19 protein-coding genes are annotated in these 17,522 nt (G+C 68.1%); 9 read left to right on the top strand and 10 right to left on the bottom strand.

All coding sequences use genetic code 11. From position 1 onward, the window contains the following. Positions 1–840 (top strand): hypothetical protein (locus BOS5A_RS01835; protein WP_199857167.1); only part of this gene is annotated, 840 nt, incomplete at its 5' end. On the opposite strand, the gene BOS5A_RS01830 is transcribed toward BOS5A_RS01835, so the two are convergent. After that, a complete protein-coding gene (locus tag BOS5A_RS01830) occupies positions 837–1,634 on the bottom strand; it encodes a DUF72 domain-containing protein (protein WP_151953528.1) in 798 nt (265 codons plus the stop codon). The two genes, BOS5A_RS01835 and BOS5A_RS01830, sit on opposite strands and share 4 nt — an antisense overlap. A gap of 117 nt (positions 1,635–1,751) precedes the next feature. On the opposite strand from BOS5A_RS01830, the gene BOS5A_RS01825 reads away from it, so the two are divergent. The 5 genes from BOS5A_RS01825 (at position 1,752) to BOS5A_RS01805 (ending at position 7,654) form a co-directional block, all read left to right on the top strand. Next, positions 1,752–3,395 (top strand): putative bifunctional diguanylate cyclase/phosphodiesterase, encoded by a 1,644-nt coding sequence (locus BOS5A_RS01825; RefSeq protein ID WP_151953527.1) that lies wholly within the window; start codon positions 1,752–1,754, stop codon positions 3,393–3,395. After that, positions 3,392–4,120 carry a LysM peptidoglycan-binding domain-containing protein gene (locus BOS5A_RS01820; RefSeq protein WP_151953526.1) on the top strand — a complete coding sequence of 243 codons (729 nt, stop codon included), beginning with the start codon at positions 3,392–3,394 and terminating at the stop codon, positions 4,118–4,120. Before BOS5A_RS01825 ends, BOS5A_RS01820 begins: the two co-directional genes overlap by 4 nt. A 101-nt stretch (positions 4,121–4,221) precedes the next feature. After that, complete coding sequence (locus tag BOS5A_RS01815; protein WP_151953525.1) at positions 4,222–5,883, top strand: serine/threonine-protein kinase; 1,662 nt, start codon at positions 4,222–4,224, stop codon at positions 5,881–5,883. Between the two features lie 11 nt (positions 5,884–5,894). Continuing rightward, entirely contained in the window at positions 5,895–6,899 is a 1,005-nt protein-coding gene (locus BOS5A_RS01810) for a type VI secretion system-associated FHA domain protein (RefSeq protein WP_151953524.1), read from the top strand. Beyond that, positions 6,899–7,654, top strand: a complete 756-nt coding sequence (locus BOS5A_RS01805; RefSeq protein ID WP_151953523.1) for a PP2C family protein-serine/threonine phosphatase — start codon at positions 6,899–6,901, stop codon at positions 7,652–7,654. The genes BOS5A_RS01810 and BOS5A_RS01805 overlap by 1 nt, the downstream gene beginning before the upstream one ends. 103 nt (positions 7,655–7,757) lie before the next feature. Here BOS5A_RS01805 and BOS5A_RS01800 read toward each other — a convergent pair whose 3' ends face one another. The 6 genes from BOS5A_RS01800 to BOS5A_RS01775 form a co-directional block, all read right to left on the bottom strand. Next, positions 7,758–8,657, bottom strand: a complete 900-nt coding sequence (locus BOS5A_RS01800; protein WP_151953522.1) for a MarR family winged helix-turn-helix transcriptional regulator — start codon at positions 8,655–8,657, stop codon at positions 7,758–7,760. Between the two features lie 216 nt (positions 8,658–8,873). Beyond that, entirely contained in the window at positions 8,874–10,388 is a 1,515-nt protein-coding gene (locus BOS5A_RS01795) for an NAD(P)(+) transhydrogenase (Re/Si-specific) subunit beta (protein ID WP_151953521.1), read from the bottom strand. Between the two features lie 101 nt (positions 10,389–10,489). Next, positions 10,490–10,804, bottom strand: coding sequence for an NAD(P) transhydrogenase subunit alpha (locus tag BOS5A_RS01790; protein WP_151953520.1), 315 nt, complete (start codon positions 10,802–10,804; stop codon positions 10,490–10,492). A 3-nt stretch (positions 10,805–10,807) separates the two neighbouring features. Then, positions 10,808–11,176: an endonuclease domain-containing protein gene (locus BOS5A_RS01785; protein WP_325058517.1), complete on the bottom strand. Its 369-nt coding sequence runs from the start codon at positions 11,174–11,176 to the stop codon at positions 10,808–10,810. Positions 11,177–11,322: 146 nt separating this feature from the next. Beyond that, positions 11,323–12,444 carry an NAD(P) transhydrogenase subunit alpha gene (locus BOS5A_RS01780; protein WP_151953518.1) on the bottom strand — a complete coding sequence of 374 codons (1,122 nt, stop codon included), beginning with the start codon at positions 12,442–12,444 and terminating at the stop codon, positions 11,323–11,325. Positions 12,445–12,456: 12 nt separating this feature from the next. After that, positions 12,457–12,579 carry an aa3-type cytochrome c oxidase subunit IV gene (locus tag BOS5A_RS01775; RefSeq protein ID WP_151953517.1) on the bottom strand — a complete coding sequence of 41 codons (123 nt, stop codon included), beginning with the start codon at positions 12,577–12,579 and terminating at the stop codon, positions 12,457–12,459. Positions 12,580–12,769: 190 nt separating this feature from the next. Here BOS5A_RS01775 and BOS5A_RS01770 point away from each other — a divergent pair, with 190 nt between their 5' ends. Continuing rightward, a complete protein-coding gene (locus BOS5A_RS01770) occupies positions 12,770–14,191 on the top strand; it encodes a sigma-54-dependent transcriptional regulator (RefSeq protein WP_151953516.1) in 1,422 nt (473 codons plus the stop codon). Positions 14,192–14,330: 139 nt separating this feature from the next. Here the strand turns inward: BOS5A_RS01770 and BOS5A_RS01765 are convergent, their stop codons facing one another. After that, positions 14,331–14,711 (bottom strand): VOC family protein, encoded by a 381-nt coding sequence (locus BOS5A_RS01765; protein ID WP_151953515.1) that lies wholly within the window; start codon positions 14,709–14,711, stop codon positions 14,331–14,333. A 117-nt stretch (positions 14,712–14,828) separates the two neighbouring features. Further along, positions 14,829–15,524 (bottom strand): HAD family hydrolase, encoded by a 696-nt coding sequence (locus BOS5A_RS01760; RefSeq protein ID WP_151953514.1) that lies wholly within the window; start codon positions 15,522–15,524, stop codon positions 14,829–14,831. A gap of 48 nt (positions 15,525–15,572) precedes the next feature. Between BOS5A_RS01760 and BOS5A_RS01755 the strand changes: the two genes are divergently transcribed. Together BOS5A_RS01755 and BOS5A_RS01750 are read left to right on the top strand one after the other, a co-directional pair. Beyond that, positions 15,573–16,322 carry an SDR family NAD(P)-dependent oxidoreductase gene (locus BOS5A_RS01755; protein WP_151953513.1) on the top strand — a complete coding sequence of 250 codons (750 nt, stop codon included), beginning with the start codon at positions 15,573–15,575 and terminating at the stop codon, positions 16,320–16,322. Positions 16,323–16,371: 49 nt separating this feature from the next. Beyond that, a complete protein-coding gene (locus BOS5A_RS01750) occupies positions 16,372–17,010 on the top strand; it encodes a DedA family protein (RefSeq protein ID WP_151953512.1) in 639 nt (212 codons plus the stop codon). Between the two features lie 15 nt (positions 17,011–17,025). Here the strand turns inward: BOS5A_RS01750 and BOS5A_RS01745 are convergent, their stop codons facing one another. Next, a complete protein-coding gene (locus tag BOS5A_RS01745; RefSeq protein WP_151953511.1) occupies positions 17,026–17,520 on the bottom strand; it encodes a hypothetical protein in 495 nt (164 codons plus the stop codon). Positions 17,521–17,522: the final 2 nt, after the last annotated feature.

Genomic DNA, 17,522 nt, shown 5'->3' with positions numbered 1-17,522 from the left:
CCCCCAGGCAACCCGCCCCGCGGGCCGCGCCTCCGCTCGATCCTCATCATCGTCGCGCTGGCGTTTCTCATCGGGCTGATCGCGATGGCGATCGCCATGCGCGGGCCGCTCGGCCGCTGGATGATGCCGGCGACCGTCACGCAAACCACGCAGGCGCAGACCACGGCCCAACCCGCGACGCCGCAGCTTCCCGCGCGCGCCGTGCAGCCGGCGGTCGATACCAACCTCCTCGTCACGCGCGAGGCGCAGCTTTCGGCGCAGATCGCGACGCTGGAGGCGCGCGCCGCCATCATCACCAATGATGCGAACGCGGCATCGGGCAATGCCGGCCGCGCGGAGGCGACCCTCGTCACCGTCGCGGCCCGGCGTGCGCTCGATCGCGGCACGCCGCTCGGCTATATCGAAGACCAGCTGCGCAGCCGCTTCGGCGCGACCCAGCCGCGTGCGACGCTGATGGTCATCCAGGCGGGGCGCCAGCCGGTGACGCTTCAGGACCTGCGCGACGGACTCGATGCGATCGGCCAGCAGCTCGTGTCCGGCGACAGCGGCTTCATCGGCGACCTTGGCCGGACGCTGCGCAATCTGGTGGTGCTCCACAAGGAAGGCACGCCGTCGCCGCTTCCCGCCGATCGGCTCGCGCGGGCGCGGCGCCTGATCGACGCGGGTCATACCGAGGCGGCGCTGGCGGAGGTGTCGCGGATGCCGGGCGCGGCGCGCGCCGGGAACTGGATGACCGCGGCACGGCGCTACATCGCCGCGCGTCAGGCGCTCGACACGCTGGAGGGCACCGCGCTGCTCGGCCAGGCAACCCCCGCGCCGCAACCGGCCGCAGCGGACTAGCCGAGCCGCGCGATCAGCGCTTGCGCAGCGAGCGGATTGCGGACCTTGGCGCCCGCAATGAAGAACAGAAACGTCTCGCGCGCCGTCTTGGCGGGCGTTTCGCCGCCGACATAGGGAAGGCCGGCAGGCTGTTCTCCCCTTGCCCATGCTCGCGTCGAGGCCGCCCAGCGATCGAGGTCCTTGTCCGAATAGCCGAGCGGTTCGTCCTCGACCGCGGTTTCGATCCGCGCATAGACGAAGTCGGCGGTCATGTCGGCGATGGCGGGATAGGCGTCCGACTGGGCATAGACGATCGCCACCCCCGCCTCGCGGCACATCGCGACGAATTCGGGCACCGCGAAGCTTTCGTGCCGCACCTGCACCGCGTGGCGGAGCGCCACGCCAGCTTCGCTCTTGGGAAGCAGCGCGAGGAAGGCGCGAAAGTCGTCGGCGTCGAACCTCTTCGTCGCCATGAACTGCCACAGGATCGGCCCAAGCCGGTCGCCGAGTTCGACGATGCCCTGCCCGACGAAGCGGGCGATCGACTCGCCGCCTTCCGCCAGCACCTTGCGGTTGGTGCAGAAGCGCGACGCCTTCAGCGTGAAGACGAAGCCGTCGGGCACAGACTCGCGCCAGTTGGCGAAGGTCTGCGGCTTTAACCCGCTATAATAGGTGCCGTTGACCTCGATCGCGGTCAGCTTCGACGCGGCATATTCCAGCTCGCGTTTGATCGGCCATTTGGGCGGATAGAAGGGGCCGCGCCACGGCTCGAAGGTCCAGCCGCCGATACCGATTCGAATGGGTGCATTCGTCATGCTCCGCACCCTAATGCGCGCGACGCTCGCCGCCATCCCGCTTTCGTCCGCAAAGCAATGACGAGGCCCGCCACGCGCCTTAAGCAGTTGTAGGGAAATGTCGTTTACCCCGGCCTGATGCGGCGCACTGGACCGGCGACCTCTGGCGATTTCGCCGCGCGTATCGCGCGGTTGCAGCCGCACGCCCTGCCCGCCGTCGTCCTGCTGCTCGTCAGCCTGCTCTTCGTTCGACTGGCGACATCCGACGAGAATCTCGGGGCGGCGACGTTGCTGCTCGTGGGGGTCGCCGCCGCCTGTCTCGGCCATTCGGTGCTGCGCGAGGCCGCGATCGGTCGCGCGGTCCGGCGCCTGCGACGGCTTGCCGCCCTGGATCAGGCAGACGGGCGGTCACTTGATTCGCTGGTCGGATCGGTCGAGCGCCATTTCGCCGCGAACGAAGAGCGGCTCGGCCAGCGCCACCGGCTGACCGGGCTGCCGACCCGGGAACCCCTGCTGGCGCGAATCGCGGCCGATGGCGACGGCACGCTCGGTATCCTCTTCTTTCCCGATGTCGAGCGGCTGAGCGCTTTCGACACCGCGCTCGCCGACCGCCTCTGCACGATCCTCGCCGACCGCACCGCGCGCATGGTGTCGCGGCGGATGGTCGCCCATGTCGACCGCAGTCAGATCGCGATCTGGTATGGCCCCGACAGCGATGCGTCGAACGCCGTCACCGAACTGGAGGCGGTGCGCTACGCCCTCGGCAGCGCGATCACCGAAGATGGGCGCGAGATCCTTCCCGAGATCCGCTGCGGTCATGCGCGGATGGCCGACACGGCATCACCCGACGCGCTCCTCGCCCGCGCCCGCGCGGCCGCGACGCTTGGCCCCGCCGCCCCCGAAGGCGCGCGTGTCAGCGCCGATCCAATCGCCGAAGTGCGCGATCGATTCGCGATCGAACAGGACCTGCGCCAGGCGATCGCGCGCCACGAACTCTCGCTCCATTACCAGCCGCTCATCGATTCGGCCGACGCGCGAGTCTGCGGCGCGGAGGCGCTGTTGCGCTGGACCCATACCTCGCGGGGCATGGTGCCGCCATCGACCTTCATCCCGATCATGGAAGACGCCGGGCTTTCCGAGGAAATCGGCCTGTGGGTGCTGAACAGCGCCTGCCGCGAGGCTCGGCGCTGGCAGACTGCGAGCCTCGGCGCTTTGCGCGTCGCGGTGAACGCATCGGCGCACCAGCTTGCCCGACCCGATGTGCGCGCGCTGGTCGAGCGCAGCTTTCGCCGCCACCGCCTGCCCGCCAGCGCGCTCGAGCTCGAGCTCACCGAAAGCGCCGCCACCCAGGATACCGAGCATACCCGCGCGCTCTTCGACTCGCTGCGCGCACTCGGCGTCACCATCGCGATCGACGATTTCGGCACCGGTTTTTCCAGCCTCACCGCGCTGCGCACGCTCGCCTTCGACAAGATCAAGATCGACCGCCAGTTCGTGACCGAGGTCGATCGCCGCCGCGACAGTCAGGCGATCTGCCAGAGCATCATCGCGCTCGGCCGCGGGCTCGGTGCGCGAGTGCTGGCGGAAGGGGTGGAACGGCGCGAGGAATATCTGTGGTTGCGCCAGCACGGCTGCACCCATTTCCAGGGCTTTCATTTCGCGCGACCGATGCCGCCCGCCGATTTCGAGGCATTCGTCCGCGCGCCCGATACGCTCGCGGCCCTTCTCGCCGTCGATCCGACCGCGATCCAGACCAGCATCAGTAAAAGGCTTACCGCATGACCCTCCACGCCCGGCGCATCGCCCGCCTGCTTCCCGCCGCCGCGCTCGGCGTGCTCGCCGCCTGTTCGGGGCACACGCCGCGCCCGCAGACTCCGACCGCCGTCGCGCCGACGACCGACGAGATCGATGCGATCCAGGCCCTGCTGATGCAGGGCGACACCAAGGCCGCGCGCAGCCGGCTGAAGGCCGTGCTGAAGCGCGATCCGATGAACGCGTCGGCGCTCGTCCTGCGCAATGCGATCGATGGCGATGCGAAGGCGCAGCTCGGCGCGGAAAGCTTTGCCTACACGGTGCGCGCGGGCGATACGATGCTCGATCTGTCGCAGCGCTTCCTCGGCACTCGGCTGAAAGCATATCAGCTTGCGCGCTACAACGGCATCGACAATCCGGCGACGCTCGCGCCCGGCCAGAGTCTCCGCATTCCCGGAGAAGCACCCCGGGCAGCGCCGCCGCGGGCGTCGGTTGAACCGTCGCGTCCTCGCCCGCAACCGCAAGCCGAGCGTCCAAAGCCCGCGACCAAGCCCGCGCCGGCGGCTCCTGCCGCCAACCCCGTCGCAGCGCGGCAGGCACGTGCCGCCGGACTCGCCGCGCTCAACCAGGGCAACGTCGCGCGCGCCGTCGGCCTGCTGCGCCGCGCCCGCGCGCTCGACCCCACCAATCCGCTGATCGCGCGCGATCTCGCCCGCGCCGAGCGGATCGCGACCACCGTCCGCGCTCGGCGTTGATCCAGATTAATATTATTTACAATTTTGTGCGCCTCCACTGGAAGAGTTGCTTAACGCAAGCGGCGTAAACGCGGTCGCTGGACCAAGTGAGGACCGCGTATATGGACATGCTCGGCCGCTATCGGATCGAGGGGCGTCTCGGCGAAGGCGCGATGGCGGACGTGTTCCGCGCGCACGACCCGAGCATCGGGCGCACCGTCGCGATCAAGGTGCTGAAGCCCGACTATCGTCGCGACCCCGAACTCGGCGCACGCTTCATGCGCGAGGCGCGGGCGGCTGGCGCGCTCAGCCACGCGCACATAGCGACGATCTACGATGTCGGCGAAGCAGACGGCGTCCCCTATATCGCGATGGAACTGGTCGAGGGTAAACCGCTCGACGACGTGCTCGCCGCACAAGGGCGGATGTCCTATGAACGCGTGCTACTGCTCGGCGCTCAGATGGCGTCCGCGCTCGGCTATGCGCACGCCCAAGGCATCGTCCACCGCGATGTGAAGCCGTCGAACATCCTGCTGTCCGTGGACGGCCGGACCGCCAAGCTCCTCGATTTCGGCGTCGCGCGCGTGGGCGAGGTCGATCACCTGGCGCGCACGCAGGCCGGTCAGATGATCGGCACGCCGCGATATATGAGCCCCGAACAGGCGCTCGGGATGCCGGTCGATCGCCGTTCCGATCTCTTCTCGCTCGGTGTCGTCCTGTATGAGATGGTGACGGGGAAGGTCGCGTTCGACGCACCGGGCATGGCGACTCTCGCCATCCAGATCGCGCAGGAAAAGGTCGCGCCGATTGACCGTTCGGCCGCGGATTGTCCCCCCGGGTTGCGCGCGATCATCGACAAGCTTCTCGCCAAGAAACCCGAGGCGCGCTTTGCCGACGCGACGGCGCTCCACGATGCCCTCCAGCGCGAGTTGATGGCGGCGACGGTCGATCGCCCGGTCGCCCGGCGCGGCCTTTCGATCCGCATCAAGCTGCCGCTCGTCCTCGTCGCCCTCACCGCGGTCGCGCTGTTCGCCAGCATCTCGCCGATCCTGTCGCGCCAGCAGCGCACGCTGGAGCATATGGCGATCACCTCGGGCGCATCGATCGCCGGATTCGTGACGAGCAATGCCGCGGTGCTCGCGGCCGACAATGCAGGGTTGCCGGCCGAGCAGCAGGACTGGGCATCGCTGCAAGCCTTCGTGATCAGTGCCGCGCGCGATCAGGGCATTCGCGACGTGGTGGTGGCCGACGCCGGCGGCGTCATCCGCGCCGCGAGCGATCCGGCGTTGATCGGAAAGCGCTATGCCCCGCCGGCGAACGAACGCGCGCTCGATTCGACCGAGCGAACCGCTGTAACCGCGGTCGACACCGGTAGCGCGCCGGGGCTGCGCTTCGTTCGCCCGATCCGCTATGCCGGCGCCGATTTCGGCACCGTCGATCTGGTCGTGCGCCGCGCCGCGCTCGATGCCGCCATCGACGGCGCACGCTGGCTGCTCTTCGCGCTCGCCGCGATCGTGATGGGGGTCGTCCTCGTCATCGGCTATCTCAGCGGCTCGATCGTCGCGCGCCCGCTCCGCCGGCTGCAACGCGCGCTGGCCGATGCGCGCACGTCCGATTTCGCGATCCGGATCGCGCACCGCAATCGCGACGAGTTCGGGGCCACGTTCGACGCGTTCAATCAGCTCGCCGATTCGGTGGAGCCCCGCCTCGCGGGTGCTTCGGCGCCCGACCCGGCCGCGCTGCTCGCGACCCGCGTCGAGCCGGCACCACGGCTCGCGGCCTGAGGAGCGACACCATGTACATGCTCCAGCTATTCGAGGAAGGCGATGCGCAGCCGATCGACGCGCGGCTGCTGCGCGATGGATCGCTCAGCATCGGGCGTGACGGCAGTTGCGACTGGCCGATCGTCGATCCCGACCGGATGATCTCGCGCGCCCACTGCGAGATCGCGCCCGCGCTCGATGGGCTCATCGTCCGCCCGCTCGGGGCCAACGGCGTCTTCGACGATTCGACCGGGGATCGCCTCCCCGATCTCGTCGATGTGCCCGTCACCGTCCCCTTCACGCTGCGGATGGGGCGCTTCCGGATCGCCGCAACGCGCACAATGCTCGACGATTCGCCGGAGGACGTGACGCGCACGATGGTGCTTACCCCACCGCTCGGCGGATCGACCCGGGTGCCGACCGACTGGTCCGACGCGCCGGCGCCGCTTCCGGGTTCCGAAGAAGGTTCGCTGCTCGAGGCGTTCTGCCGCGGTGCCGGCCTCGACGCGTCACTCCTGTCGAGCGAAGACCCCGCCGAGATCATGCAGCGCGCCGGCGCGGTCTACCGCCAGATGGTGCTCGGCATCGGCGACCTGATGGCCGAGCGCGACCGTGCGCGCGGCCGCTACAGCCTGGCGCGCACGACGATCGGCGGCACCGGCAACAACCCGTTCAAATGGGCGCCGACGCAGCGCCTCGCAATCGACCTGCTGCTCAGCGGCGCAAGCGGGTTCCTGTCGGGATCGGCAGCGATCAGCACGTCGTTTCAGGACATCAAGCGCCACCTGATTGCGACCTTTGCCGGCCTTCAGGGGTCGCTGCGCTGCGCAGTCGACAGCTTTTCGCCCGCCGCGCTGTCGGACGCCGCTGGCAAGGGCGGTCTTCTCCAGAACCGCGCCGCGCGCCAGGTGCAGGCGGCTGCAACCCGCCACGCGGACCTGACCCGCCAGCTGAGCGAAGGCACCAGCGGCTCGCTCGATCAGGCGTTCGTAAAGGCCTATGATGCGGCCGAACAGCGCACGCGGGACGGTGGCTGATGCGCCTCTCGCGCCTGTTCGCGCGCCGCGAGGATATCATGGACGACGCCGCAACGCCGACACTGACCTCCGGGGCGCTGACCCATGTCGGGCTGGTGCGTCAGGTCAACGAAGACCGGTTGCTTGATCGCCCGGATCGGGGTTTGTGGGCGGTCGCGGACGGCATGGGCGGACATGGCGGTGGCGATCTGGCGGCGACCCGCGCGATGGAGGCGCTGCAAGCCGCAGCCGACGCGCCCGAGATAACCTGCGCGAGTGTGCGCGCCGCGATCGACACGGCGAACGCGACCATCGTCGCGGAGAATGCGCGCACCGGCGGGCAGAGCGGCGCGACGATCGTGGCGCTGCGGATCGAGGGATCGAGCGCCGACATCCTTTGGGCAGGCGACAGCCGCGCCTACCGGATCCGCGCCGGCCGCGCAGAGCAGATCAGCCACGATCACAGCGTCGTGCAGGATCTGGTCGATGCCGGGCTGATCGCCGCCGAAGACGCCGAGCGCCACCCGCGTGCGCATGTCGTCACCCGCGCGCTCGGCGTCGGCCCGGCGGTCGATATCGCGCACCGGCATGTCGATGTTTTGCCCGGTGACCGCTTCCTGCTGTGCTCCGACGGCTTCTCGCGCAGCCTGCCCCTCGCCGACCTTGCCCGCGAGGTCACCCGCCCCGGGCAGACGGGACGCGAACTCCTGCGCCGCGCGGTGGAGCGCGACGGGTCGGACAATGTGAGCCTCGTGCTGGTGACGGTCGGCGGCTGAGGAACAACCAGCCGGCAAACGTTCGTGTACAGCGCAGTCAAGACACCACGCGATACCGCTGCTGCCCTCTTCAGCATTGCGCCGAGACTGGCCAACGCACCCCTTAGACCACGGGCAGCCCCTGCGCAGTCAGAGCCGCGACATAGCTGCGCATCTTCGCCTGCGCATCCGCGGTCAGCGCCATGAAGACACGGCGCTTGTCGAACGGGTCGGGATGCCGCTCGATCAGCCCCGCCTGGGTCATCCGCCCGATCCAGCGCAGCGCCGTGGTCGGCGCGACGGCCGCCGCGATGCACAGGCTCGATACCGAAACCTGCGCGCGTTCCAGATGTGCGGCGAAGAGATCGAGCAGCATGTCCCAAGCCGGGTCCTCGAACAGGCCTTCGCCGACGATCCGGTCGCGCAGGCGCCGCGCGCGGATCGCTTGGCGGATCGTCGACGGATCGATCGGCGCGGGCGCCGTCACGCCGGCATCGAAGCCCTGCCGTCGGTCCGACACATAACCGCGCGCCAGCATCCCGTCGACGCTGCCACGGTGGCTTAGCCGGCTCAGCACGTCGGCGATCCGCGCGACCTCTTCGTTGAGGCGCGCCAGTCTCGCGGTATCGTTGTCCCGCAGGCGCTCGTTCAGCCGGTGGTCCGCTGCCTCAGCGACCGCCAGCGCCATCGCCGCCGCGCGCTCCGCCGGCGTTGCATCGCACAGCAGGATTTCGTCCTGTGGCGGGATGAGAGCGGCGGCGAGGTCGATCTGCGATGCGTCGAACGCGACGATCAGCCGGTTGCCACCGGCACGCGCGGCATCGAGCGTCGCGGGCAGGGCATCGGCGATGACGTGGTCCGGCGCGCCGCCCATCTCAAGAAACACGATAGGTTCATTCGCCTGCGCGGCAATCCGGCTTGCGGCCTGCGACCAGGTGACACATCCGCACATTCGCACATTGGCGATTTCCGCATCGGCGAGAACGCGGCTGCCGACGAAATCATTGGCGGCGACAACCAGCACCCCGCCGCGATGGCTGCCGACCGAGTCTTCCCCCAAATCTCTCTCTGCTCCCCAGAGCATCAGACGTCCCCTGTGTTTTGCGACCCCGTGACGCAAACTACGTAATTCGCCGCGCGGACGCAGGCTATTCGCGTCCATTTTGGTTAGACAACGCAGAGGGTTGGCGAGTGTGTCACAAGAGACCCATCCAGATCGGATGTATATCCCGGCGTCACATCAATCGAGCGCCTTGACGATCTCCTCCACCATCTTCTTCGCGTCGGCCAGCAACATCATGGTGTTGTCCATGTAGAACACGTCGTTGTCGACGCCCGCATAGCCGACGCCCCCCATCGATCGCTTCACGAATAGCACCGTCTTGGCTTTTTCCACGTCGAGCACCGGCATGCCGTAGATCGGCGAGGTCTTGTCGGTCTTTGCCGCCGGATTGGTGACGTCGTTCGCGCCGATCACGAACGCGACGTCGGTCTGGGCGAACTCCGAATTGATGTCATCCAGCTCGAAGACCTCGTCATACGGTACGTTCGCCTCGGCGAGCAGCACGTTCATGTGCCCCGGCATGCGGCCCGCGACCGGGTGGATCGCATATTTCACGCGGACGCCTTCCGCCTTCAGCTTGTCGGCCATCTCGCGCAGCACGTGCTGCGCCTGCGCCACCGCCATGCCATAGCCGGGGACGATGATGACCTGTTCGGCCTGGCTCATCAGGAACGCGGCGTCCTCCGCCGAGCCGCGCTTCCACGGACGCTGCTCCTTCGCGTCGCCACCGCCCGCATCCGCCACCGCGCCGAAGCCGCCCGCGATCACGCTGATGAAGCTGCGGTTCATCGCGCGGCACATGATGTAGGAGAGGATCGCGCCCGACGAGCCGACGAGCGCGCCGGTGATGATCATCGCGCTGTTGTGGAGCGTGAACCCCATCGCCGCCGCCGCCCAGCCCGAATAGCTGTTCAGCATCGACACCACGACCGGCATGTCCGCTCCGCCGATCGGAATGATGAGCAGAAAGCCGATCGCGAACGAGAGTATGACGATCGTCCAGAAGATCCACCCGCTCTGGTCGGTCACGAAATAGGCGATGAGGCCGAGGATCGCCGCCAGGACGGTGAGGTTGATGACGTGCCGCGCTGGCAGCAGAATCGGCTTGCCGCCCATATTGCCGTTCAGCTTCAGGAACGCGATGACGGAGCCGGAAAAGGTGATCGCGCCGATCGCGACGCCAAGCCCCATCTCGACACGGCTGACCTGGTGGATCGCGGCGAAGGGCTGGCCGATCATCGGCACGACGAGATCGGCGATGCCGAACGCGACGGGATTGAGGAACGCGGCGCACGCGACGAGCACCGCGGCGAGGCCGACGAGGCTGTGGAAGGCGGCTACGAGCTGCGGCATCGCGGTCATCGCGATGCGCCGCGCGGTAACGATGCCGATCGCGGCGCCGACGGCGATGGCGGCGAGGATTTCGATCGCGGCGATCATGTCCAAATGCGGGAATGGCCGGGTTATCGCCAAAGCGCGGCCAACCGAATCTCTCAACACTTCGCTAGCAGGATAGACCGGCACATGCGTCACCAGCGTCGTCACGACCGCGATCGCCATGCCGATCATGCCGAACCGATTGCCGCGCTGGCTCGACACCGGCGACGACAGCCCGCGCAGCGCGAGGATGAAGCACACGCCCGCGACGAGATACGCCAGCGCTACCCAGGGATTGACCGCGACTTCGTGCACTACCCTCTACCCCCTACCGTCACCCCGGCCTTGAGCCGGGGTCCCGCTGTTATCCCGCGCTTGAAGTAGCGGGACCCCGGCTCAAGGCCGGGGTGACGTAACTACTGTTTGGCGACCAACGCCGGCCGATCCTTCTTCTTGTACATCGCCAGCATCCGCGCCGTGACCGCGAACCCGCCGAAGATGTTGACGCTGGCCAGCGCAACCGCGGCAAGGCCGAGCCATTTCGAGGTCGCGCCGCCCGCCCCCGCCCCGCTCGCCGCCGCCGCGATCAGCGCACCGACGATGATGACCGACGAGATCGCGTTGGTCACCGCCATCAGCGGGGTGTGCAGCGCCGGCGTCACCGACCACACCACATAATAGCCGACGAAACACGCCAGCACGAAGATCGACAGGATCGCGATAAAGTCCATGATCTACTCCTGATCGGTAACGCGCTCGACGGCTATTGCGGTGATGTGTTTCAGCACGGCGTCGCAATCCCGCAGTACTTCGGTGGCAGGAACTCTTACAACCGCAAGACCGCGCAATTCGAACCAGCGGTCACGCGCTGCGTCATGCGCGGGCCGGTGGCCATAGCTATGCGCCGCCCCATCGACTTCAACGATCATGCGTGCCTCGTGGCAATAGAAGTCTGCTACGAACGGCCCCGAGGGATGCTGCTTGCGAAACTTTAGGCCACGCGGCTTTTCGCGCAATGCCATCCACAACATGATTTCGGGCAGCGACATTTCCTGTCGCAAGCGCTTCGCAAGGCTCTGTGTGTCTCCAATCCCCTGAAGCACGAGCTAATATCCTCCCCTGCAAGGGGAGGTGGCAGGCGAAGCCTGACGGAGGGGTGAAAGCCTTGGCGAGGGAGCGCGCCGAATGGAGCGGGGACACCCCTCCGTCGCGCTAAAGCGCGCCACCTCCCCTTCCAGGGGAGGATCGATCACGATAGCAACCTCGGATTCACGACCTTCCCGCCCTGCGTCAGTCGCACAGCGTCGCCGATTTCCTCGTCCAGCACCGGCATGCCCTTCTCCTTGTCCCAGAAGGTCGACAGGAAATTATAGAGATTGCGCGCGAACAGCGCCGAGGTGTCCGCCGCCAGCCGCGAGGGCACGTTGCGGTGGCCGACGATCTTGACCCCGTGGACCGTTACCACCTCGCCAGCGACCGCGCCCTCGACATTGCCGCCCTGCTCGACCGCCAAGTCGACGATGACGCTGCCGGCGCGCATCGTCGCGATCTGAGCGTCGCTCACCAGGCGCGGCGCGGCGCGGCCGGGGATGAGTGCGGTGGTAATGACGATATCCTGCTTGGCGATATGCGCGGAGACCAGCTCCGCCTGCGCCGCCTTATATTCGTCGCTCATCTCGCCGGCATAACCGCCCGAGCCCTCGCCCTCGATCCCGGCGACATTTTCGACGAAGATCGGTTTGGCGCCCAGCGACTGGATCTGCTCCTTCGTCGCGGATCGCACGTCGGTCGCGGAAACCTGCGCGCCCAGCCGCCGTGCGGTGGCAATCGCCTGCAGGCCCGCAACGCCAACGCCCATGACGAAGACCTTCGCCGCGCTGACCGTGCCGGCCGCGGTCATCATCATCGGGAAGGCGCGGCCATATTCGGCTGCGGCGTCGAGCACCGCCTTGTAGCCCGACAGGTTGGACTGCGAGGACAGGATATCCATCGACTGCGCGCGGGTGATGCGCGGCATGAACTCCATCGCCAGCGCTTCCAGCCCGGCGCTCGCATAGGCGTCGACCCGCGCGCGCTCCCCGAACGGATTGAGCCCCGCGACGAGCCACGCCCCCGGCGCCGCTCCCGCAAGCGAGGCAGGGTCCGGGCCCTGGACACCGAGGATGATCCCCGCCCCCGCCAGCACGCTCGCCCGATCGCCGATCGTCGCGCCCGCCGCGCGATACGCCTCGTCGTCGATGGACGCCGTGGCACCTGCACCGGCCTCGACCGCAACCTCGGCACCCAGCGCGATGAACTTCTTTGCGGTTTCCGGCGTCGCGGAAACGCGCTGCTCGCCGTCTGTCGTTTCCTTGAGAACGGCGATCTTCATGACTTCAGGCCCTTATGCGATGAGCCAGATCACGACGGCGGCGACGATCGCGCAGCCTATGGTTCCCCAGAACAGCAGCTTCATGACGCTTTCATAGGTGGCGCGGTGCGCCTTCAGATCCATGTCGCCGGCCATTGTCGGTCCTCGTCCCAATCCCGTTTCGCCCCCACGCATATCGGGGCAACGCCCGACCCTCAAGTGCCTGGCATGTTTTGTCGACACTGATGAAGCGCGGCGACGCTTAAGCGGACTTTTACCCAAGACGGTTATCCCGCCTGTCCATGAACGGGACAGACATCATCACCGCCCGCCGGAAGCCGCGCGCATGACGCGCAACGGCCAGCGCCTCCTGATGCTGATCGACGACGAGCCGGCACAGCGCCGTCTGGTCGCAGCCCTTGCCGCGCGCGCGGGCTGGCGATCGATCTTTGCAACCGATCACGAAATGGCCATCGCGATCCTGGGCACGCAGGAGGGCATGCAGCTCGACGCGGTGCTGCTCGACCACTGGGCGCCCGATGCCGATCCCACACCGCTGATTACCGAACTTCGCGCGCGCCGCCCCGCGCTGCCGCTGCTGATGCTGACCGCAAACGGATCGGTCGCCCACGCCGTCGCCGCGATGCGCGCAGGCGCGACCGATTTCCTGGTGAAACCGCTCGCGCCGGAACGGCTGCTCGCCGCGCTCGAGGCTTCGGTCGCGGGAACCGCCGCGGGCGAGCTCCGCCCGCTGACCGAAAAGATTCCGGCGCTCCTCGCGTTCGAGGAAATCGTCGGCTCCGCCCCCGATTTCCGTGCCGCACTCGCGATTGCCGCCAAGGCTGCGCGCGCCCGAGTCCCCGTCCTGCTGGAAGGCGAAAGCGGGGTCGGCAAGGAAGTCGTGGCCGAGGCCATCCACGCCGCATCCCCGCGCGGCAAGCGCGAGATGGTGACGGTCAATTGCGGCGCGATCGCCGCCAATCTCGTCGAAAGCGAGCTGTTCGGGCATGAAAAGGGCGCCTTCACCGGCGCCTTCGACAAGAAGATCGGCAAGTTCGCGCTCGCCGATGGCGGCACCATCTTCCTCGACGAGATCGGCGAAATGCCGCTCGACGCGCAGGTCAAGCTGCTGCGCGTCCTCCAGTCGGGCGAGGTCCAGCCGATCGGCGCGCGCCACCCGCGCGAGGTCGATGTCCGCGTCATCGCCGCGACCAACAAGCGGCTGGCCGATGAGGTCGAGGCGGGGCGGTTCCGCGAGGACCTGTTCTACCGATTGAACGTCGTCCAGGTCACGATCCCGCCGCTGCGTGGGCGCGCGGGCGACATTCCCGCGCTTGCCCGCCATCTGCTCGCCCGGATTGCGCGCCAGCCGGGGCTGCGCCCGCTCGGTATTACCGACGACGCGCTTGCGCTGCTCGGCGCCTATGACTGGCCCGGAAACGTCCGTCAGCTCCAGAACGCGCTCTTCCGCGCCGCCGTGCTGTGCGAGGGCGCAGCGCTGACCCGTGACGACTTTCCGCAGATCGCGAGCCTCGAGGGGCGCCGCGCGACGGTGCCGGCCGCAGTCGCGATGGCGACCTCGGGCGGGGTCACGCTGTTCCGCGCCGACGGCAATCTGCGCGCGCTGGAGGAGATCGAGGCCGACGTCATCCGCCTCGCCATCGGCCATTACCGCGGCCGCATGACCGAGGTCGCGCGTCGCCTCGGGATCGGCCGCTCGACGCTGTATCGCAAACTCGGCGAACTGGGGATCGATAACGCGGCGTAGGCTAGGCGAGGCCACGTCCGCGCCGCTTGCGCAGCAAGCGCCAAGCCCGGCCGGCGGTCGGCTTCGCCGACCGTCCGACGGCGGCCCTTCGACTGGCTGAGAGGCAGGCGCTCAGGACATGCTTCGCCGCAGGCGCTCCTCAACCCGTCCGCTCGCCAATATCGATCCGGTTGCCATCGGGATCGGCGATCACGAACGCCCGCTGGCCGTAATCCTTGTCCGCCAGCGCCTTGACGACTCGCACGCCCGCGGCCTCGCACAGCGCGTAAAGCGCCTTCGCGTCGCCGACGAAGAGATGCAGGACGTTCGCGGTCGATGCCCGGTGATCGCGCTTCAGGCTGAGATGAACCTCGGCGGCATCCTTCTTCAGCACGACGAACCCGACAGGATCGCCATTTTCGAAGACCTTGGTGAAGCCGAGGAGGCCCGAATAGAAGGCCAGCGCAACGTCGATGTCGCGCACGCAGACGCACGGCGCGGCGCGCCCGAAGCGGATGTCGGTGATAGAGGATTCGGTCATCGCTGTGTCCCTTGAAGCGGCAGCGGCGGCGGTGCGCGTGCCGGGTTCTGGAGCGGTGTCCGACGACGGGATCGCATCCTGCCGGCGAACGGTCAAGCGGCTTGCCACCGACTCACTTCACCCAATCGAATCGATCCACCCCGGCAACTCGGCGAGCGTGGAAAGCTGCCGAAACCGTGCCGCATCCGCAGGCGCCTCCGCCACTTCGTGGCTCCACGCCAGCGGCTGGGGAATGAAGGCCGCCCAGGCGCCCGCCGTGAGCGCGGGCAGAACGTCGGACCGCATCGAATCGCCAGCCATCATCGCACGGGCCGGGTCGACGCCGTGCCGCGCGAAGAGCCGCTCGAACGTCTCCGCGCTCTTGTCGCTGACGATCTCGACCGCGGCGAAGCGCTCGCCCAGGCCCGATGCGGCAAGCTTCGCCTCCTGGTGGAACAGGTCCCCCTTGGTCACCAGCACCAGCCGCCCGCGCGCGGCGAGCGCGGTCAGCGTGGCTTCGATATCCTCGAGCAACTCGACCGGATGGGCAAGCAGATCGCGACCCGCGGCGAGGATATCGCGCACCGCCGATACCGGCAGGTCGTCACCGCCGAGCTCCAGCGCGACCTCGATCATCGACAGCGTGAAGCTCTTCGCGCCGTAGCCGTAGAGGCTGAGGTTGCGCCCCTCGGTCCGTGCCATCGCCTCGCGCGTCAGGCCGGCATCGGCAAAGGGTTCCAGCATCGCGACGATCGCCTGCTCGGCGCGGTCGAAGAAGCGCATGTTGTGCCAGAGCGTATCGTCGGCATCGAGGCAGATCAGGTCGATGGGCATGGCCGACGCGCCTAGCAGCCACCGTCGCCGGGCGCTACGATCCAGCCCATGCCGTTCAGCCGAAAGACCGCCCTCATCACCGGTGCCGCCTCGGGCATCGGCCTCGCGACCGCGCGCTACCTCGTGGAACAGGGCGCCCGGCGGCTCATCCTGATCGACCGCGATGCCGAATCGCTCGCGCGGATCGACCTGCCCTGCACGCTCGATCTGCTGCCCGGCGACGTCGCCGACGAGACGTTCTGGGGACAGGTAGCGGTGCGGCTCGACGGGCTGGACCATGCGGTCGTCAATGCGGGTGTGGCGGGAGCGGGCGCCATCGCCGATCTCGACTTCGCCGAATGGCGCCGCATCCTGTCGGTCAATCTTGACGGCGCGTTCCTGACGGTGCGCGCCGCGATGCGGGCGATGGGCGAGCGAGGTGGATCGATCGTCGCCACCGCATCCGCCGCCGGGATCAAACCCGAGGCCGGCGTGGCTGCCTATGGCGCATCGAAGGCGGCGCTGATCCATCTGGTGAAGGTCGCCGCGAAGGAGGGGGCACCTGCGAACATCCGCGTCAATGCGATCGCACCATCGGGTGTCGAGACGCCCGTCTGGGATGCGGTGCCGATGTTCTCCGACCGGGCAGAGGAAATCGGGCGCGACGCGGCATTTGCCGAACTCGCCGCAATGGCGACGCCGCTCGGCCGCTATGCCAAGCCCGAGGAAATCGCCGCGCAGATCGCCTTCCTGCTGTCCGACGCGGCGGCGCTCATCACGGGCACGACGCTGGTGAGTGACGGCGGCTACACGCTGTAGCCAGCCATCGCTTGACCGCGGCCATAGCCTCCGACAAGCGCTGATCCCCATGTTCGAGAAGATCCTTGGCGTCCTCGCCACCTTCACCATCTGGGTCATTTCCAGCGGCGGCTATGCCGGCATCGCGGTGCTGATGGCGATCGAGAGCGCGTGCATTCCGCTGCCATCCGAAATCATCATGCCCTTCGCAGGCTATCTCGTCTCGACCGGACGGTTCGACCTGTATCTGGCCGCGACCGCGGGCGCGATCGGGTGCAATCTCGGCTCGATCGTCGCCTATGAGATCGGCAAGCGCGGCGGGCGCCCGGTCGCGGAGCGCTGGGGCCGCTATCTGCTGATCGGCCCGGGCGAGCTCGATGCCGCCGACCGGTTCTTCGATCGCTGGGGCAGCCTTGCTGTGCTCATCGGGCGGCTGCTGCCCGTCATCCGTTCGTTCATTGCCTTCCCGGCAGGGGTCGCGCGGATGCGGCTGGCGCCGTTCCACATCTACACCTTCATCGGCTCTTGGCCGTGGTGCTTCGGGCTCGCCTGGGTCGGCATGAAGCTGGGCGACAAGTGGAACAGCGACCCGCGCGTGAAGGCGGCGTTCCACCAGGCCGATCTTATCATCGGGCTGGTGCTGATCGCCGCGGTCGCCTTCTACATCTGGCACCGCGTACGCGGGCTGAATGCGCGGCCGAAGGGCTGAGCGCGGGTTCGAGGATCACGGCAGGTCGGGGGTCGCTGCCTTTTCGCGCGCGCGCGTATCCGCCTTCGCCCGCTTGGCGTTCTGCAGGAAGCAGCCCGTGCCGCCGCCGGGGCCAACCGCGGTGCAGCTGCCGATCCCCTGCGCGCCTGCATCCTCATTCGCCTTCAGCCGCGTCGCCCAGCTTTCGTTCTGCGGCGTCACCTCGAAATTGCGGATTTCCTTGGGGATACGAAACTGTTCCTCGGCGCTGCGTCGCTGACAGACGACGATCTCCTCGCCGTTTGCGTTCGTCGGGCAGCGCTCATTCCCGAACAGCGTCAGCACGCCGTTGACGGGCGCGTTGCGCGAAACTTCCCCCGGCGCCTGCGGCTTGGGCGCGGGGGTCGCGCCTGGGAGCGCGGCGCGGGTCGGTGCCTGCGCCGCCGTGGGAGCCTGTTGCGGCGCGGGCGTCGTCTGCGCTGTGATCGGCGCCGCTGCGAGCGCGAGACTCAGGATCGGCAAAGCACGCATGG

It is taken from the genome of Sphingomonas sp. EC-HK361 (assembly GCF_902498785.1).
Classification (GTDB): domain Bacteria; phylum Pseudomonadota; class Alphaproteobacteria; order Sphingomonadales; family Sphingomonadaceae; genus Sphingomonas.
Note: the sequence above shows the minus strand (reverse complement) of the source record. Positions and strands in the feature narration are given on the sequence as shown.

Excerpts from the sequence above, each read along its gene's own strand:
- BOS5A_RS01830 (WP_151953528.1), bottom strand. The coding sequence starts at position 1,634 with ATGACGAATGCACCCATTCGAATCGGTATCGGCGGCTGGACCTTCGAG.
- BOS5A_RS01825 (WP_151953527.1), top strand. The coding sequence starts at position 1,752 with ATGCGGCGCACTGGACCGGCGACCTCTGGCGATTTCGCCGCGCGTATC.
- BOS5A_RS01820 (WP_151953526.1), top strand. The coding sequence starts at position 3,392 with ATGACCCTCCACGCCCGGCGCATCGCCCGCCTGCTTCCCGCCGCCGCG.
- BOS5A_RS01815 (WP_151953525.1), top strand. The coding sequence starts at position 4,222 with ATGGACATGCTCGGCCGCTATCGGATCGAGGGGCGTCTCGGCGAAGGC.
- BOS5A_RS01810 (WP_151953524.1), top strand. The coding sequence starts at position 5,895 with ATGTACATGCTCCAGCTATTCGAGGAAGGCGATGCGCAGCCGATCGAC.
- BOS5A_RS01805 (WP_151953523.1), top strand. The coding sequence starts at position 6,899 with ATGCGCCTCTCGCGCCTGTTCGCGCGCCGCGAGGATATCATGGACGAC.
- BOS5A_RS01790 (WP_151953520.1), bottom strand. The coding sequence starts at position 10,804 with ATGGACTTTATCGCGATCCTGTCGATCTTCGTGCTGGCGTGTTTCGTC.
- BOS5A_RS01780 (WP_151953518.1), bottom strand. The coding sequence starts at position 12,444 with ATGAAGATCGCCGTTCTCAAGGAAACGACAGACGGCGAGCAGCGCGTT.
- BOS5A_RS01775 (WP_151953517.1), bottom strand. The coding sequence starts at position 12,579 with ATGGCCGGCGACATGGATCTGAAGGCGCACCGCGCCACCTATGAAAGC.
- BOS5A_RS01770 (WP_151953516.1), top strand. The coding sequence starts at position 12,770 with ATGACGCGCAACGGCCAGCGCCTCCTGATGCTGATCGACGACGAGCCG.
- BOS5A_RS01765 (WP_151953515.1), bottom strand. The coding sequence starts at position 14,711 with ATGACCGAATCCTCTATCACCGACATCCGCTTCGGGCGCGCCGCGCCG.
- BOS5A_RS01760 (WP_151953514.1), bottom strand. The coding sequence starts at position 15,524 with ATGCCCATCGACCTGATCTGCCTCGATGCCGACGATACGCTCTGGCAC.
- BOS5A_RS01755 (WP_151953513.1), top strand. The coding sequence starts at position 15,573 with ATGCCGTTCAGCCGAAAGACCGCCCTCATCACCGGTGCCGCCTCGGGC.
- BOS5A_RS01750 (WP_151953512.1), top strand. The coding sequence starts at position 16,372 with ATGTTCGAGAAGATCCTTGGCGTCCTCGCCACCTTCACCATCTGGGTC.
- BOS5A_RS01745 (WP_151953511.1), bottom strand. The coding sequence starts at position 17,520 with ATGCGTGCTTTGCCGATCCTGAGTCTCGCGCTCGCAGCGGCGCCGATC.